At 62.5% G+C, this 17196-nt stretch carries 15 protein-coding genes and 1 tRNA gene; 5 read left to right on the top strand and 11 right to left on the bottom strand.

Annotation, left to right across the window (positions count from 1 at the left end; all coding sequences use genetic code 11):
* The first annotated feature begins 26 nt into the window (after positions 1-26).
* On the top strand, positions 27-1211 hold the full coding sequence (desA, locus tag HU749_RS01825; protein ID WP_095963399.1) for a delta-9 fatty acid desaturase DesA: 1185 nt from the start codon (positions 27-29) through the stop codon (positions 1209-1211).
* Positions 1212-1535: 324 nt separating this feature from the next.
* Positions 1536-2525, top strand: a complete 990-nt coding sequence (locus HU749_RS01820) for a GGDEF domain-containing protein (protein ID WP_095963400.1) — start codon at positions 1536-1538, stop codon at positions 2523-2525.
* 131 nt (positions 2526-2656) lie between these two features.
* On the opposite strand, the gene HU749_RS01815 is transcribed toward HU749_RS01820, so the two are convergent.
* From HU749_RS01815 to gabD, 3 genes are all read right to left on the bottom strand, one after another.
* Positions 2657-3871 (bottom strand): HDOD domain-containing protein, encoded by a 1215-nt coding sequence (locus tag HU749_RS01815; RefSeq protein ID WP_095963401.1) that lies wholly within the window; start codon positions 3869-3871, stop codon positions 2657-2659.
* A gap of 139 nt (positions 3872-4010) precedes the next feature.
* Positions 4011-5288 carry a 4-aminobutyrate--2-oxoglutarate transaminase gene (gene gabT / locus HU749_RS01810; protein WP_046065590.1) on the bottom strand — a complete coding sequence of 426 codons (1278 nt, stop codon included), beginning with the start codon at positions 5286-5288 and terminating at the stop codon, positions 4011-4013.
* Between the two features lie 171 nt (positions 5289-5459).
* Complete coding sequence (gabD, locus tag HU749_RS01805; RefSeq protein ID WP_003196484.1) at positions 5460-6902, bottom strand: NADP-dependent succinate-semialdehyde dehydrogenase; 1443 nt, start codon at positions 6900-6902, stop codon at positions 5460-5462.
* A gap of 349 nt (positions 6903-7251) precedes the next feature.
* Between gabD and HU749_RS01800 the strand changes: the two genes are divergently transcribed.
* Positions 7252-7328, top strand: a tRNA-Arg gene (locus HU749_RS01800).
* Between the two features lie 62 nt (positions 7329-7390).
* On the opposite strand, the gene HU749_RS01795 is transcribed toward HU749_RS01800, so the two are convergent.
* The 5 genes from HU749_RS01795 to HU749_RS01775 form a co-directional block, all read right to left on the bottom strand.
* Complete coding sequence (locus HU749_RS01795) at positions 7391-8008, bottom strand: hypothetical protein (protein WP_095963402.1); 618 nt, start codon at positions 8006-8008, stop codon at positions 7391-7393.
* Positions 8005-8577 carry an RNA polymerase sigma factor gene (locus HU749_RS01790; protein ID WP_046065612.1) on the bottom strand — a complete coding sequence of 191 codons (573 nt, stop codon included), beginning with the start codon at positions 8575-8577 and terminating at the stop codon, positions 8005-8007. The genes HU749_RS01795 and HU749_RS01790 overlap by 4 nt, the downstream gene beginning before the upstream one ends.
* 170 nt (positions 8578-8747) lie before the next feature.
* Positions 8748-10421 (bottom strand): vWA domain-containing protein, encoded by a 1674-nt coding sequence (locus tag HU749_RS01785; protein WP_095963403.1) that lies wholly within the window; start codon positions 10419-10421, stop codon positions 8748-8750.
* Between the two features lie 149 nt (positions 10422-10570).
* Entirely contained in the window at positions 10571-11152 is a 582-nt protein-coding gene (locus tag HU749_RS01780) for a hypothetical protein (protein ID WP_095963404.1), read from the bottom strand.
* Positions 11153-11255: 103 nt separating this feature from the next.
* Positions 11256-12257 carry a zinc-dependent alcohol dehydrogenase family protein gene (locus HU749_RS01775; RefSeq protein ID WP_046065585.1) on the bottom strand — a complete coding sequence of 334 codons (1002 nt, stop codon included), beginning with the start codon at positions 12255-12257 and terminating at the stop codon, positions 11256-11258.
* A gap of 107 nt (positions 12258-12364) precedes the next feature.
* On the opposite strand from HU749_RS01775, the gene HU749_RS01770 reads away from it, so the two are divergent.
* Positions 12365-13243 (top strand): LysR family transcriptional regulator, encoded by an 879-nt coding sequence (locus tag HU749_RS01770; protein WP_095963405.1) that lies wholly within the window; start codon positions 12365-12367, stop codon positions 13241-13243.
* 9 nt (positions 13244-13252) lie between these two features.
* Here the strand turns inward: HU749_RS01770 and HU749_RS01765 are convergent, their stop codons facing one another.
* From HU749_RS01765 to HU749_RS01755, 3 genes are all read right to left on the bottom strand, one after another.
* Positions 13253-14566, bottom strand: coding sequence for an MFS transporter (locus HU749_RS01765; RefSeq protein WP_095963406.1), 1314 nt, complete (start codon positions 14564-14566; stop codon positions 13253-13255).
* 39 nt (positions 14567-14605) lie between these two features.
* Positions 14606-14779, bottom strand: coding sequence for a hypothetical protein (locus HU749_RS01760; RefSeq protein WP_018606597.1), 174 nt, complete (start codon positions 14777-14779; stop codon positions 14606-14608).
* Positions 14780-14934: 155 nt separating this feature from the next.
* Positions 14935-15495 (bottom strand): YbhB/YbcL family Raf kinase inhibitor-like protein, encoded by a 561-nt coding sequence (locus tag HU749_RS01755; RefSeq protein ID WP_186652458.1) that lies wholly within the window; start codon positions 15493-15495, stop codon positions 14935-14937.
* Positions 15496-15634: 139 nt separating this feature from the next.
* Here HU749_RS01755 and HU749_RS01750 point away from each other — a divergent pair, with 139 nt between their 5' ends.
* Positions 15635-17167 (top strand): FAD-dependent oxidoreductase, encoded by a 1533-nt coding sequence (locus tag HU749_RS01750; protein WP_095963408.1) that lies wholly within the window; start codon positions 15635-15637, stop codon positions 17165-17167.
* Positions 17168-17196: the final 29 nt, after the last annotated feature.

Below are 17196 nucleotides of genomic sequence, written 5' to 3'. Positions count from 1 at the left end.
TATCTTTATCGAGGGCCCTACAGCCTATGTGGTACGAAGGTTTTCTTGGCTTGTCGGCCTGGTCACTGGTGGCAGTCACCCTGCTGATGACCCACGTCACGATCATTGCCGTCACGGTCTACCTGCACCGTTATTCGGCGCATCGCTCCCTGGAGCTCAACGCCGGCCTCAAACATTTCTTCCGTTTCTGGCTGTGGCTGACCACGGCACAGAACACCCGCGAGTGGACCGCCATCCACCGCAAGCACCACGCAAAATGCGAAACCGTCGACGACCCTCACAGCCCGGTCATAAAAGGCTTGTCCACCGTGCTGCGCAAAGGCGCCGAACTGTATCGCGCCGAAGCGGAAAACCCGGAAACCCTGCGCATCTACGGCAAGAACTGCCCCGACGATTGGATCGAGCGCAACCTCTACAGCCGCTTCCCGCTGCTGGGTGTGGCGATCATGGGCATCATCGACCTGCTGTTGTTCGGCACCATCGGCATCACTATCTGGGCCATCCAGATGATGTGGATTCCCGTGTGGGCCGCCGGCGTGGTCAATGGCCTGGGCCATGCCGTGGGCTACCGCAACTTCGAATGCCGCGACGCGGCGACCAACCTGGTGCCCTGGGGCATCCTGATCGGCGGTGAAGAACTGCACAACAACCACCACACCTACCCCAACTCGGCCAAGCTGTCGGTCCGCAAATGGGAGTTCGACCTGGGCTGGGCCTGGATCCGGGTGTTCAGTTTCCTGCGCCTGGCCAAGGTCCAGCGGGTTGCGCCGATCGCCCACCGGGTCGAAGGCAAGGGCCACCTGGACATGGACACGGCCATGGCGATTCTCAACAACCGTTTCCAGATTATGGCGCAGTACCGCCGGCTGGTCATCGCGCCACTGGTCAAGCAGGAACTGGAAAAGGTCGATCACTCGGTGCGTCACCAGTTCCACCGGGCCAAACGCCTGCTGTCGCGGGAAACCAGCCTGCTGGACGACCGTCACCATGTGCGCATCCAGAACATGCTCGAACACAGCCAGGCGCTGAAGGTGATCTACGAGAAACGCCTGGCCTTGCAGCAGATCTGGGTCAAGACCAGCAGCAACGGCCACGACATGCTCGCCGCCATCAAGGAATGGGTCAGCGAAGCCGAGGCCAGCGGCATCCAGTCCTTGCGCGAGTTTGCCGACCAGCTCAAGACCTACTCGCTACGGCCTGCCACGGCCTGACAAGATCACTGTGGTGAAGGGCTCCTGTGGCGAGGGGATTTATCCCCGCTGGGCTGCGCAGCAGCCCCAATACAGTCGATTCAAGTGATCCTGACACACCGCGCCATCAGGTTTCAGGGCTGCTTCGCAGCCCAGCGGGGATAAATCCCCTCGCCACAGGTTCAGCCCCCCATAATTCAACTCGCTAAATCCCCCGCCCTTCGTCGCCTGAAAAGGAACTTCGCCCCAAATCCCCTATCTCAAAGAGCACTTCGCCATCCAGGCGGGTTTTGGAGAAAGCGCGTGCGAACCAACAGCAGTGCATGCTCTTTGAGATTTGTGCCGATGGTCGACAAGAACCTACAGGATTACTCCCTACCTCATTGGCCCGAGGCAGCCCAGACGCTCATGGCGCTGATGCATGCCCAGGGCGAAGTGGCGCGCCTGAGCGAGCGTGAGCAGCTGTTCAGCTCGTTGCTGGTCAGCGTCAATGCCGTGCTGTGGGCGTTCAACTGGGAAACCCGGCAGGTGCTGTATGTCAGCCCCGCCTACGAGCGGATCTTCGGCCGCCCCGCCGGCCTGGTCCTGGCTGACTTCAACGAATGGCGCGACGCAATCTACCCCGACGACCTGGAGTACGCCGAGCGCAGCCTGGCCGAGGTATTGGTCAAAGGCGCCGTCGAAGACCGTGAATACCGCATCATCGCAGGCAACGGCCAGATCCGCTGGCTGAGCGACAAATGCTTCATCAACCGCAAGGCCGAGCCAGGACAACCGGTGATTGTGGTGGGCATTGCCGAAGACATCACCGAAAAGAAGCTGCTGGAAAGCGAACTGCAGCGCCTGGCGACCACCGACGTGCTGACCCAAAGCAGCAATCGCCGGCATTTTTTCGAGTGTGCCCACCGTGAGTTCGAGCAGGCACGGCTACAAGGCATGCCCATGGCGTTCCTGTTGCTGGACATCGATGACTTCAAGGTGATCAACGACACCTACGGCCATCAGGAAGGCGATACCGTGTTGCAGAGAATCGCCGAAAGCGGGCGGTCCGTGCTCCGGCGCGGTGACCTGTTCGGGCGGATCGGCGGCGAAGAGTTCGCCGCGGTGTTCCCCGGCTGCCCCCCGGACATGGCGCTGCAAGTGGCCGAGCGGTTGCAACGGGAAATCCAGCGCCTGATGTTCCGCTGCGGTGAACAGAATTTCGGCATTACCGTCAGCCAGGGCCTGACCGGCATTACCCCCGAAGACCAGTCCCTCGACAGCCTGTTCGCCCGCGCCGACGCAGCCATGTACGAAGCCAAGCGCAAGGGTAAGAACCGTATCATCGCGGCTTGAGTGAGTTGTCCCGCCACTGATCAACTGTGGGAGCAAGGCTTGCCCGCGATAGCAGCGCCTCGGTGTCCACTTGAACCCGAGTTGCCTGCATCGCGAGCAAGCTTTGCTCCCACAGGGGTTAGGTGCTGGTGCTACTTGCGGCGCAACCGCATCAGCTCCGGCAATCCGATCTTCAATAAGCGCGCCGTGCGCCCCTGGGCAAGTTCTTCAAGCCCTTCATGCTCGGTCAGATGGGCCATCTGCGCCGCCATGTTCATCACCAGCGCCTCGCGGGAATACACCCCACCACCCAGGCTATAGGCCGCCGCGATCAACTCACGCAACTCCAGCGGCAGGCGCCAGCGAGTGCGCAGCGCCGAGCCGAAGCCGGCGCCGTATTGATCGAGGGCGTTCCCGACTTCCTCCAACTCATCCAATTCGCCACCCGCCTGCGTCCATTCTTCCAGGCAACGCAGCAGCGCCAGGTCGCCCAGGCGATGCAACAGCCCCGCGCAGTAACAACGCTCCGGTTCCAGATCCAGCAGCCGCGCCAGGATCCGGGCGTACTCGGCGGTGTGCAGCGATAATTCCCAGTAGCGCTTGGCATAGTCCGCCAGACAGGGAACGGTGAGCCGGGCGTAGCGCTTGAGGGTCAGGCCGAGGATCAGGTTCATGCTTTGCCCTGTGCCGAGCTGGTGCAGCGCCTGGGCCACGGTCTGCACCGGGCCGCCGCCCTGATGCTGGGCAGCACTGTTGGCCGCCGCAATCAGTACCCCAGCGATTTGCGGGTCGGTGCGGATCTCTTCTTCCAGCAGTTTCAGATCCAGGCCTGTGGGGTTGAGACAGCGCTTGACCGCCACCTGCACATCGATCATCAGCGGCGCGCCTTCGGACAGATCACGCCGACGCTCCAGAAAAGTTATCAGGGTCAACCCCGGCCCCGGAACCGGCGCATCGTTGGAGGTTTCTTCACCGCCCACCAACAACCCCTGCAAACGCTGGGTCAGGTTTTCCCGGTTCAAGGGCTTGGTCAGATACGCGGTCGGTGCCAGCGGCAAGACCTCACGCACGCTGGCGCTGTCGTTGCGCCGGCTCATCAGGATGAACGGCAACGGCGGCGTGCGATGCTGCTGGCGAAGGCCACGCAGGATCGCCAGGCCATCAACCCCCGGCAGCTCCCAATCGGCGATTACCAGGTCGTAGGGATGTTTCGCCAGCAAATCCAAAGCCTGCTTGCCGTCGCCACAGGTGTCCACCCGAGCATCGCAGCGCACACCCGCCAACACCTGCTCAAGCAGCTCGCGGGACGCCGGATCGGCCTCGGCGATCAACACACGGGGTACAGCGGGTAAATCCACAGCAGTCATGCAGCATGCTCCCTTGCCATACTTGCACCTTAGACGTTGGTGGCCGTTCCAGACAGCTCAAAATCCACCAGGCAGCTTCGCCGATTATGAAAAAACCCGCCAGAAGGCGGGTTTTTGTGGATCAGCGCACAACCGTCACTCAGAGTTCGGAGAAGCACTCTTCGAGGATCGCCAGGCCTTTGTCCAGTTGCTCGTCCGGCGCGGTCAGCGGCACCAGCACCCGCAGAACGTTGCCATAGGTGCCGCAGGACAGCAGGATCAGACCCTTGTCGCGCGCCTTGGCCACGACTTGGGCTACCGCTGCCGCATTCGGCTTGTGGGTGTCGCCGTTTTCGAACAGCTCCACGGCGATCATCGCGCCCAAGGCACGCACTTCACCGATGACCGGGTACTTCTTCTGGATCGCCTTCAGGCCGGTCACCAGACGCTCGCCCACAGCCTTGCAGCGGTCCAGCAGGTGTTCTTCTTCGAACACTTCCATCACCGCCAGCGCCGCCGCACAGGCGATCGGGCTACCGGCGTAGGTGCCACCCAGGCCACCCGGCGCGATGGCATCCATGTACTCGGCCTTGCCGCACACACCGGCCAACGGGAAGCCGCCAGCGATGGACTTGGCGAAGGTGGTCAGGTCGGCGGCAACGCCCATCTGTTCCATGGCGAAGAAAGTGCCGGTACGGCCGGCGCCGGTCTGCACTTCGTCAGCGATCAGCAGGATGCCGTGCTGGTCGCACAAAGCGCGCAGGCGCTTCATGAATTCCTTCGGCGCTACGTAGAAACCACCCTCGCCCTGCACCGGCTCGATGATGATTGCCGCGATGTCACGCGGCTCGGCGTCGTTCTTGAAGATACGCTCGATGCTGGCGATGGAGTCGTCGATGCTCACGCCGTGCAGTTCGTTCGGGTACAGCGCGCGGAAGATGCCGCCGGGCATCAAGCCCATGCCGGCCGAGTACGGCACGACTTTACCGGTCAGGCCCAAGGTCATCATGGTACGACCGTGATAGGCGCCGGTGAACGCGATCACACCGGCACGGCCCGTGGCGGCGCGGGCGATTTTCACGGCGTTTTCCACCGCTTCCGAACCGGTGGTCACCAGCAGGGTTTTCTTGGCGAAATCACCCGGCACCTTGGCGTTGATTTTTTCGCACAGTTCCACGTACGGCTCGTAGGCCAGGACCTGGAAGCAGGTGTGGGTCAGCTTGTTCAACTGTGCGGTCACGGCGGCGATGATTTTCGGGTGCACGTGACCGGTGTTCAGCACGGCGATGCCGCCGGCGAAGTCGATGAATTCACGACCTTCAACGTCGGTTACCGTGGCGTTCTTCGCCGATTCGGCAAAGATCGGGTGAATCTGGCCAACACCGCGTGGAACAGCGGCGGTACGGCGGGCCATCAAGTCAGCGTTAGTCTTGCTCATTACAGTCCTCATTCGCCGCTCATCGGTCGGCGTGGCTCAAGGAATACATGGCGGGGAGGCAACTGCGACAGCATGCGATGATCGACTGCCGCAGCGTTCCGGCCACAAGAAACAGAACGGGTGAAACGCGCAAAGGGACAGCGCTCTCGTGCCCTTTGCGCTTGAAGCAGATCAGATACCCAGGCAGAGGTATTTGATTTCCAGGTAATCCTCGATGCCGTACTTGGAGCCTTCACGGCCCAGGCCCGAAGCCTTGATGCCGCCGAATGGCGCGACTTCGTTGGAAATCAACCCGGTGTTGACGCCGACCATGCCGTACTCCAGGGCTTCGGCCACACGGAACACACGGCCCAGGTCGCGGGCATAGAAGTACGAGGCCAGGCCGAACTCGGTGTCGTTGGACATCGCGATCACTTCGGCTTCGTCTTTGAAACGGAACAGCGGCGCCAGCGGACCGAAGGTTTCTTCCTTCGCCACGGCGGCGTTCTTCGGCACGTTGGTCAGGATGGTCGGCTCGAAGAAGTTGCCTTCCATCGCCTTGCCGCCCGACAACACGGTCGCGCCTTTGCTGACGGCATCAGCGATGTGTTCCTGCACCTTGGCGACCGCTTTGCCGTCGATCAAGGGACCTGTGGTGGTGCCATCGTCCAGACCGTTGCCGATCTTGAGCTTGGCGACCGCCACTTTCAGTTTCTCGGCAAACGCGTCGTACACCGAATCCTGGATGTACAGACGGTTGGCGCAGACGCAGGTCTGGCCGTTGTTGCGGTATTTGGAAATGATCGCGCCTTCGACGGCCTTATCCAGGTCTGCGTCGTCGAACACGATGAACGGCGCGTTGCCGCCCAGTTCCAGGGAGACTTTCTTGATGTCCTTGGCACATTCGGCCATCAACTGGCGACCGATCTCGGTCGAGCCGGTGAAGGACAGCTTACGCACGATCGGGTTGCTGGTCAGCTCGCCACCGATGTCGCCGGCGCTGCCGGTAACGACGCTCAACACGCCTTGCGGAATGCCGGCACGGTGCGCCAGTTCCACCAGGGCCAGGGCCGAGAACGGGGTTTGCGACGCTGGCTTGATGACCATGGTGCAACCGGCAGCCAGGGCTGGGCCGGCCTTGCGGGTGATCATCGCGGCCGGGAAGTTCCACGGGGTAATGGCCGCGGTCACGCCGATCGGCTGCTTGATCACGATCAGGCGCTTGTCGGGTTGGTGGCCGGGAATCACGTCACCGTAGATGCGCTTGGCTTCCTCGGCGAACCATTCGATGAACGAGGCGGCGTAGACGATTTCGCCCTTGGCTTCGGCCAGTGGCTTGCCTTGTTCCAGGGTCATCAGGCGACCGAGGTCGTCCTGGTTTTCGATCAGCAATTCGTACCAGCGGCGCAGCTTGTTGGCGCGCTCCTTGGCGGTCAGTGCACGCCAGGCAGGCAGCGCCTTGTCGGCGGCTTCAATCGCCCGACGGGTTTCGGCGGCGCCCATCTTCGGCACAGTGCCCAACACTTCGCCCGTCGCCGGGTTGGTGACCTTGATTGTCTGACCATTGTCCGCATCGACCCAAGCGCCATCGATGAAGGCTTGCTGGCGGAACAACTGGGTGTCTTTAAGCTGCATGTCGGCTTTCCTTAACAGCACCGCGCGCACGCGGAGCGTATTAGATTTGTAGAAAGGCGCCTCAGGGGCTGCCGTCAGGGAAATCATTCACCGGGCTGAAGCACAGAAATAACGCACAAAAGCACAGACGTGCGGTTCAGCACCCAGACAAGAGCGTTTGAAATCTCAAACGAATCCTAGGGCCGATAGGGGTGAAGGACAATAGGCTGTTCGAAAAAAAGAACGAAAAAACCGAATTTGCCCGCTTTTTCTGATCAGCGTAGCCGATGCCCGCCCAGGCTTATGAAAACACCGGCAAATCAGCAGCATGGACGCCCGCGATGCATATGAGTATCATGGCGCCCGCGTCGCACCAGTAGCTCAGCTGGATAGAGTACTGCCCTCCGAAGGCAGGGGTCGTGGGTTCGAATCCCGCCTGGTGCACCATCTTCAGAATCAAAAGCCTCAGGTCGCAAGACCTGGGGCTTTTTTGTGGGCGCTGATCTTACTCAACGCTTGCGCAACGCCTCCAACCGCGCAGGCAAGTCCTCCTCGGGAAAGCGCTTATGCAGCGCCAGCAGTTTCTCATCAGCCGCCTTGCTCTCACCCACCTCGCGCAAACGCAGGATTTCCATCAGGCCCTGCTCCAGCGATGGCAGTGCAGCGGGCGCCGATTTGCTCATTTTCGCCGCAGGCTTTTCCGCCAACGATTGCATCGGGCTTGCCGGGGCGCGGGCCAGTTCGCCCTGGGGCGCCATGCGGGTGATCGGTGCGGGGGCGGGCATGGCCGGCGGTGGTGCAGCGGCAACGGCGGGCGCTTGCCGATCGGCGGAAAACTCCATCGAAGCGGGTGCGGACAGTTCCTCGTGAGGCACGGGCGAACGCAGCACCAGGCCGATCATCAGCGCCACGCCGGCGACCGTGGCGAATGCCATTTGCCAGCGCGGCCGTTGGCAGGCCTGTAGCCAGCGCTGCCACAGGCTTGGCGCGGGCGTCGGGGCTTCACGGCGGGCGGCGGCCAGGATGAAGGCGTCCAGGGAGGCCGGCGGCTCGGCGCTGGCGTGCTGGCGGAAATGCTCGATCAGCATTTCATCATCGGGGGCCGGGGTGTGTTTAGGGTCGATCATGCGGGTACCTCCTCGGCCAGCAGTCGATGCAATTTCTGCTGGGCGTAACGCAAGCGGCTCTTGACCGTTTCCAGCGGGGCGCCGGTCAAGGCGGCAATCTGTGGCAGCTCCAGGTCGCCGTGCAGGCGCAGCAGGAAGACTTCCCGCTGATCTTCGGGCAAGGCCTGCAACGCGGCGTCGAGACGCGCCTGATCGCGACTCAGGCTCAGCTGTTGCTCAGGGCTGCTGGTGTCGTCGGGTTGGACGTGAAGCTGCTCGTCGTAGCTGTCGTGCAACGGGTTGTGGACACCATGCTTGCGCCAGTGGTCGATCAAGCGGTTGCGGGCAATCTGGAACAACCAGGTACGAAAACTCGCCCGGCCTTGTGGCTGGGTGGTGCTGCGAATCAGGCTGAGCCAAGTGTCCTGGAACACTTCTTCGGCCAGTTCGGCCTTGTTGCTCAAGGACACCAGGAAACGGTAAAGCCCTTGCCGATGGCGGGCGTAGAGGACTTCGAAAGAAGCCCCATCGCCATTGCGGTAGCGGGCCAGCAGCGATTCGTCGCTGGGAGAATCAAGCGCAGCGGGCATGTCGGTGACGAACTCCTTTCGATGTAGAACACGGTCTTGCAGATTGCAGAGGACTCTGTGGGAGCCGGGCTTGCCTGCGAAGGCGGCGTGTCAGGCGAAACTGCTGTGCCTGACACGCCGCCTTCGCAGGCAAGCCAGCTCCCACATTTTGGTCCTCGTTGCGCTCGGGATCAGCGCTTGGCCGCAGGCTCGAGGCTCTGGGCAAGCTCCACCAACTGCACAAACTCGGCACGCAGCCCAAACGGATCATCACCACGCGCCGAGCGAGCCAATTGCGCGGTGTCCTTCAAGCTCATCGTCCCAGTGTAGCGCCCGTCCCCCTTGAGCTGTTGGGCGAAGGCCGCCACGGCGGCCGAGAAGCGCAGGTCATCGCTGGCCTTGTGTTCGTCCTGCGCGGCCGCAATCGGATGCTCGATCAATCGACTGCTACCGCCCTCAGCGGGTTTGTAGCGTACGCGCAACATCGCCAATTCGCCTGATTTACCCTCCGACTGGGGCGTGCTGGCATAGCGCAGCGGCTCCAACCAGCCCGGCTGGCCCTTCGGGACAATTTCATACAAGGCCGTCACCGTATGCCCGGCACCGATCTCGCCCGCATCGACCTTGTCGTTGTTGAAGTCCTCACGTTTCAACGCGCGGTTCTCATAACCGAGCAGGCGATACTCACTGACCTGGGCGGGGTTGAACTCCACCTGCAACTTCACATCCCGCGCCACCACCGCCAGGGTGGAACTGAGCTGGTCCACCAAGACCTTGCGCGCCTCGAGCAGGTTATCGATGTAGGCGTAGTTACCGTCACCAGCATCGGCCAATTGCTCCATCAGGTGTTCATTGTAGTTATCCACACCGAAGCCCAGCGTCGTCAGGGAGACGCCGCTTTTACGCTGGTCCACCGCCATCTGCTTGAGGCTGTCGAAATCACTGACACCGACGTTGAAGTCGCCATCGGTGGCCAGCAGGATCCGGTTGATGCCTTTGTCGATAAAGCTTTCCCGAGCCATCTGGTAGGCCAGTTCGATACCCGAGGCGCCCGCGGTGGAACCACCGGCGTCGAGTTGATCGATGGCGTTGCGGATGGTCACCTTGTCGCGCCCCGAGGTGGGCTTGAGCACCACCCGGGATTCACCGGCATAGACCACCAGGGACACCCGGTCCTGATCACGCAATTGGTCCACCAGCAGCTTCAGCGTGCTCTTGACCAGCGGCAGCCCTTCGCGACGGTCCATGGATCCGGAAACGTCCACCAGGAAGACCAGGTTGGCCGGCGCCAGATCCGCCACGGAGCGGTCGCTGGCCTTGATGCCGATGCGCAGCAAGCGGGTGTGGGGGTTCCACGGCGATGGGGCCACCTCGGTGGTCACGCCAAAGGGTGAACCGTCAGTGGGCAGGGCATAGCTATACGGAAAATAATTGACCATTTCCTCCAGCCGCACGGCACCTTCGGGGGGCAGGCTGCCTTGATTGAGCAAACGTCGCACATTGGCATAGCTGCCGGTGTCGACATCCACGCTGAAGGTCGAGACCGGCGTTTCGGCCACGCTGTGAATCGGGTTGTCCGGCAGTTTTTCGTACTGTTCACGCGGCTCGGCACGGTACCCCCCGGCGATGGCATCGTTCGCCACGCTAGGAGCGGGCATCGCTGCCGGCTTCATGAGCATGCGCTTGACCGTCGACTGGCGCACTTCGGCGATCTCGCCTTGCGGCACAACACTGGGCGCCACGGCTACCGGCTCGGAGGGCTTGGCAGCCTCCCGGGAAGACAACCCACAACCGGCCAACGCCACCAGCAAAGTCACGGCGAAGCCCTGGGCAGCAGGACGCATAAAGGGAAGTGGACGGAACATGGGCTGAACCTCGTGAATGAATGATTCCTACACAGGGTCAGACGCAAGGCACACGAGGTTCGGGTTAACGACCAGGAAATTTTTTTGGCGCGCTGAAAAAAACCGGGCTGGCCACCCCCAAAGTGGCCAGCCCGTTGCAGCAGGCATTGTCAGCGGGACGGAATGCCCCGCAGATCATCGGCGATGAATCCGCTCAAATGGCCGGTGTAATAGTCTTCGACATTGGAGTTGCCTCTGTTCGTCAGCGCCCCCGTCATGCCTTTCAGGACCTCAAGTTGCCCGATTGCCCCTCCCGGCATCAGCCCCTGGCGGGCCTGGGCAAAGTGCAGCACCTCGACATCGGCCTTCTTCACCTTGACCTGATAATTGAAATCGACGCTGGCCAGATACGTACCGTCGGCAACGATCTTGTTCATGAAACCACCTTGGGTGTCTTGAATACGGCGCGCATAGACGGCGTTGACGTCCAGCAGATAGTCAGCGGTTTCCTTGCTGGAGGCATAGCGATTGCCGTCGAGCAGACGGACGATCAGGTCGGTGTGCAACTGGTCACGGACTTTTTCGTCGGGCAGAAAACGTTCGTTTTTGCCGACGACTTCAACGTTGAATGTGTCGATCCAATAGGTGGCGGTCTCGGGGATCGCCACCGGCGCAGGGGAAATGTAGTAGTCGGGCTTGGAAGCGCAACCTGCCATAAGGCAGAGGGCCAGCAACAGGGTAAAAACTCGCATGTTTGAATTCGTCCTTGAGAGGTAGCGGCATAATGGCGGCTGCATTCTACGGGGTTTGGACGAGCGCTCAAGTTGTTTGGCCCTGACGGAGTGCGGTCCCGTCTCACTCAATCCCAATGTCCACTACCGTTTTCCCCGCCCCACGCCCCTCGGCTACCTGGGCAAAGGCCTCATTGACTTGCTCCAGGCCAAACCGGCGCTGATCCAGCTTGATCCGCAGTTGCCCTGACTCCACCAGAGCGGCGGCCTCCCGCAAGATCTGACCATGATGCTCTCGCCCCTTGCCAGTCAGCAGCGGCATCAACGTAAACACCCCGGAATAGCTCGCCCCTCGGAACGACAACGGCGCGAGGCTGTGCTGGCCCCAGCCGAGGCAACTGAGCACATGGCCGGTGTAGGTCTTTACCGCGTTGAAGGACGCATCCAGGGTCGGGCCGCCAACGGTGTCGTAGACGATGTCGAAGCCTTCGCCATCGGTGTACTGGCGCACGTAGCTGTCAGTGTCCTGGGTTCGATAGTCGATGGCTGACGCGCCCAGTTCGCGGATGAAAGCCTGGCTGTCGGCCGAGCCCGTGGCGTAGACCTCGGCGCCCCGGGCCTTGGCGATTTGCACGGCCATTTGACCGACGCCGCCCGCCCCGCCATGAATCAGCACCTGTTGCCCGGCCCGAACGTTGGCCCGATCGACCAAGCCTTCCCAGGCCGTAATGAATGCCAGCGGCAAGGCGGCCGCTTCGCGCATGCTCAGTGAGCGAGGCTTGGGCGCAATCAGGCGGGCATCGACCGCGATGTATTCGGCCAGCGCGCCTTGGGCCCCGCCGATCCCGCCGGCCATGCCGAACACCTCGTCGCCAGGCGCGAAGTCATTCACGCCCTCTCCCCGTTCAACCACCGTTCCGGCCAGGTCAATCCCCAACACGGCGGGCAGCGGCTGGCGTGCGTGGGCCCCGCCTCCCGCCGCGATCTTGGTGTCCAGCGGGTTGATTCCGGCGGCATGCACCTTGATCAATACCTGACCTTTGCCGGGAATGGGCCGGGAGATGGAACGGACAATCAGCGCAGCCTGAGCGGTTTCGGCAACGGCGGCGGACATGGTGTTGTTCATGACGGTAAACCTCCAATGAGTGGGCAGGTTCATAGTGCGAGGGAAGACGCATTCCGATAAGTGAGCAACAATGGATAGGATTTATTCCAGACAGAGGTCAAATCCTGATGGATCTGTTCGACGCAATGCAGGTGTTCGTGCGGGTGGTGGAGCGCGGCTCGTTCTCGGCCGTCGCCAGGGAACTGAACCTGGGCCAACCGGCGGTGAGCAAGCAGATCCGTGCGTTGGAGCAACATCTGGGCGGCGCGCTGTTCGCCCGCAGCACCCGCCATCTCGCGCTGACCGACCAGGGGCAGCGCTTCTACGCCGAAAGCAAGGACATACTCGCCAGCCTGGACGCGGCACGGCTCAGTTTCGCCAGTGTGCAGGAACAGATCGCCGGCCTTCTGCGCGTGGCGGCGCCCGTCAGTTTCGGCCGCTTGTGCATTGCACCCTTGGTGGGCGAGTTCCTCGCGCGTCACCCACAGCTTCGGATCGACTTGAGGCTAAGCGATCAGAACGAGGATGTATTGAAGGAGAACATCGACCTGGCCATTCGCATTGGCGTGGTGAAAAGCGAAGGGCTGGTAGCGATCTCCCTCGGCGACAGCCCGCGCCGGGTGTACGCCTCCCCCGCCTATCTGCAACAGCATGGCACGCCCCTCGCACCGGCTGATCTGGCCGGCCATAACTGTTTGGCGTTCACGCTGCTGGAGCATTACGACGTCTGGCGGTTCGACCTGGATGGCCGACAGCACAGCGTCACGATCAAGGGCAACGTCACCTGCAACAGCAGCGAGGCAATCCGGGAAATGGTGCTGTCGGGGCTGGGCGTTTCGCTGTCACCGCAGTGGTTGTTCGCGGCCGATGTTCGCCAGGGAACCGTCTGCACCGTGCTTGCCGATTACCAGCCACTGGCGCTGCCCATCAGCGCCGTGTTCAGTCAAGATCGACGACGCTCGGCACGAACTCGGGCCTTTGTGGATTTTTTGCGCGAGCATCTTTAAACAGCCGGATCAGGATTCACAGGCCAATGACGGCTGCGCAGCCTTCCCATGCCGCCCGGGAAAATACGCAGCCGCGGCCACGCCCACCGCCCCCATCACCACGCAATATCCCACGCACACCCACGGGCTCCACGGCACCAGCGCAATCAGCATCAACGGCGTCATGCTGGCCCACAGGGCATAGGCGATGTTGTAGGTGAGCGAGATGCCGGACACGCGGATCTTCGGCGGGAACAAGCTGACCATGACCGAAGGCACCGCACCAACCACGCCGCAACCCAGGCCCGCCACGGCGTAGGCCAGGCCCAGCCAGGCGCTGCCGCTGATCAGGCTGGCGTAGAGCACGGCAATGCCCACAGGCAGCAGCAGGCTGTAGAGCATGACGGTGCGCCAGGCGCCGATGCGGTCGACGATGAGGCCGGCCAGGACACAGCCGATGTTCAGGAAGACGATGCCCAGGCTGCTCAGGGCAAACGTATGGCTGGGGGTCATGCCGAAGCTTTTTTGCATCACGGTCGGGGTGATGACCACGAACACCACCACGGCCGAGGTCAGCACACAGGTCAGGATCGCGGCAGGCAATAAGGCCTGGCGATGGTCGCGCAGGACCGTGCGCAACGGCAGTTCCGCAGCGCCGTCGCGGTTGGCTTGCAGGGCCATGAAGATCGGCGTTTCGCTCAGCCAGCGACGCAGCCAGACGCCGATCACGCCGAAGACCCCACCCAACAGGAACGGCAGGCGCCAGGCATAATCGAGAATCTCTGCCGGCGTGTAGATCCGCGCCAGCGCCGTTGCGGTCAAGGCGCCCAGCAAGTAGCCGAAGGTCAGGCCGGCCTGGAGGAAACCCAGGGCATAGCCGCGATGGTGCAGCGGTGCATGTTCGGCCACGAACACCCAGGCGCTGGGCACCTCACCACCCACCGCCGCGCCCTGCAGGATGCGCAGTGCCAGCAGCAACAACGGCGCGAAATAACCGATTTGCGCGTAGGTCGGCATCACGCCGATGAGCAGGCACGGCAAGGCCATCATCAGGATGCTCAGGCTGAACACGCGCTTGCGTCCCAGGCGATCGGCGAAGTGCGCCATGAGAATGCCGCCCAGGGGCCGGGCCAGGTAGCCGGTGGCGAAAATCCCGAAGCTTTGCAGCAAGCGCAGCCAATCGGGCATTTCCGGCGGGAAGAACAACTGGCTGAGGGTCAGGGCGAAGAAGACGAAGATGATGAAATCGTAGATCTCCAGCGCGCCTCCCAAGGCGGCCAGGCCCAGGGTCTTGTAATCGGATCGGCTGAATCGGTCACCGGGTAGAACAGGGGTGGCAGTCATAGGCAGAGTTGAACAATAAGTTTGATAGAGGGCGACGGCTCAGTCGTCGCGATCATGGTCCACCGGTTGAACCGGTGGCTGGCCTGGCTCGGCGTCTTCGGCCTCGTCGACAGGCAGGAAATCCTTGCGGCTCTGGGCGATGGCCCGGCGTATCTCGTCGCCCTTGGTGGGGCAGTTCAGGAGGCGGGCGATGCCGTCGGGTTTCTGCGTCATCGCCATCCTCCGGCATGAGTGAACAGGGGCTCGATAGTGCTCGCTTTTGGCGTGTGATGCCAATGTTGCGTCGGGGCGTCAGCGCCACTGTGGGGGGCTGCTTCACGCCCAGCGGGAGCAAGCTCCCTGGCCACAGGGGGTTTGTGCTGTTCGAGTCAGCGGTGGTAGCGGCGCACTACGCTGCTGTTGCGCAGGACGTGGCCTTTGATTTTTTCCATCAGTTGGGCGCGTGTGAGGTCGGCTGGCAGGGCTTCCGGCGGCAGGTCCAGGGCGAAAAGCTGGATCAGGTAGTGGTGAGCGCTGTCGCCGACAGGCGGGCAAGGGCCGATGTAGCCGTGGGTGTTCTTGCTGTTGATACCGCTCATGCCTTCCAACGAGGACTTGGTACCGGCACCCGTCGGAATCTGCCGCGTGGTGGCCTTGATACCGTAGTGGATCCAGTGGTCGACACCTTGGCCCCTTTGACCGTCCGGGTCCAACATGACGATGGCGTAGCTGAGGGTGCCGGGCGGGCCGGCGTTCCAGCTCAAGGCCGGAGAAATGTTCTTGCCACCACAGGTGTTGGCATCACTGGCTGCCGCCGCCGTGAAGAGGCGGTCGTCCGACACACCGGGGATGCTGAGGGTAAAACGCTCCTCGGCCTGGGCAGCCCCTTGTGTGCACAGCACCAGGGCGACAGCCGCCAGCCAAGGGGTGAGAGGGTTCAATCGGGTCATACCGGGGCACCTTGTGCGTGTCAGGCCATGGACGGCTTGCAAACTATAGCCGCAGCTTCGCCAAGGTTGCAGTGACAATTATGCTGAAACTCGTTCCGGCCCTGGGACTCCAAAGAGAAACGCCTGCCGGAAAACGACCATGTCTCTGCATCAAGTCGCCCGTTTCGCCGATGTTCGTGAAGACCGCGGCCTCGAAGTCAAAATCGACGACACATCCATCCTGCTGTTGCGCTCCGGCGATCAGGTGCGCGCCTTCCAGGGCAAATGCCCGCATGCCGGCGCACCACTGGCCAAGGGCGCGGTTTGCCACGGAAGGCTGATTTGCCCATGGCACAAGGCGGCGTTCCGGGCGGAAGACGGCGCCCTGTGTGAACCGCCAGCCCTCGACAGCCTGGCGCGCTATCACGTCGAGGTCCGGGACGGTGACGTCTGGGTCGAAGACCAACCACTGCCAACCGATAAAGTCCCGCCGGCCGATGACCCGCGTACGTTTGTCATCATCGGCGCCGGTGCTGCCGGCACGGCTTGTGCGGCGGCGTTGCGCGAGAAAGGTTTTGGCGGACGAATCCTGATGATCGACCGCGAGGCCGAAGCCGGCTACGACCGTACGGTGCTGAGCAAGTATGTATTGGCCGGCGACATGGCGGTCAACGAGACGGCGCAGCTGCGCGATGAAACTTATTTCACCCAGCAACGCATCGAAAGGCTCCATGGCGAGGTCACCCATTTGGACCCCGACGCTCGGCAAATCCAGCTCGTCGATGGCCGGTATCTGGACTACGACGCCGCGCTCATTGCCACTGGCGGGGTACCCAAGACGCCGGCGCTGCCGGGCATCGATTTGCCGCAAGTCTTCGTGCTGCGTTCGATCGCCCACGCCCGGCAGATTCTCGACACGGCCCGGCCCGGGCAACAGGCGGTGATCATCGGCGACAGTTTCATCGCCATGGAGGTGGCCTCGTCCCTGCGCAAGCGCGAGCTGGACGTCACCGTCCTGGCCCGGCGTCCGGTGCCGTTCGCCGCACAATTGAGCGAGAGCGTTGGCCAGGCCATCCTGGCCCGACACCGGGCCAATGGTGTGGTGTACCACACCGGCGGCGAAGCGGCGCGGATCGAGGGCGCGGGCAAGGTCGAAGCCGTAGTGCTGGCTAACGGTCAGCGCGTTGCCGCGGACCTGGTGATCATTGGCGTCGGGGTGCGCCCGGCTACCGAGGCCTTTGCCGGCTTGCCACGGGAACAGGACCAGTCACTGTCCGTCGACGCGGGCATGCGAGTGACTGATGGCTTATGGGCTGTCGGTGATATCGCCACCTTCCCCCTGAACGGCCAGCCCCAACGCATCGAACATTGGCGCCTGGCCCAGCAACAGGCGCGCATTGCCGCTGCGAACATGCTCGGCGGCGACGAGCACTATCTGGACGTGCCGTTTTTCTGGACCTATCACTTTGGCAAACGCTACGACTATCTTGGCCACGCCGAGCACTGGGACGAAGTGGAATTCAAGGGCACGCCCGAGCATCCGCCCTTTATTGCCCTGCTGGGCAAGGACGGCCTCGTTGCCGCCGCCGTGGCCTGTGATGAAGGCCGGGCCATGGCGGCGTTGGCCCAGCGCATGAAACAACCGTTGCCGGTGGACGAGGCATGGCGGCTGATCCGGGACTTCTCGTCGTAGATCTGTCTCACATCCCCCAAATCCCCTGT

The organism is Pseudomonas ogarae (assembly GCF_014268695.2).
GTDB classification, from domain to species: Bacteria; Pseudomonadota; Gammaproteobacteria; order Pseudomonadales; family Pseudomonadaceae; genus Aquipseudomonas; species Aquipseudomonas kilonensis.
Note: the sequence above shows the minus strand (reverse complement) of the source record. Positions and strands in the feature narration are given on the sequence as shown.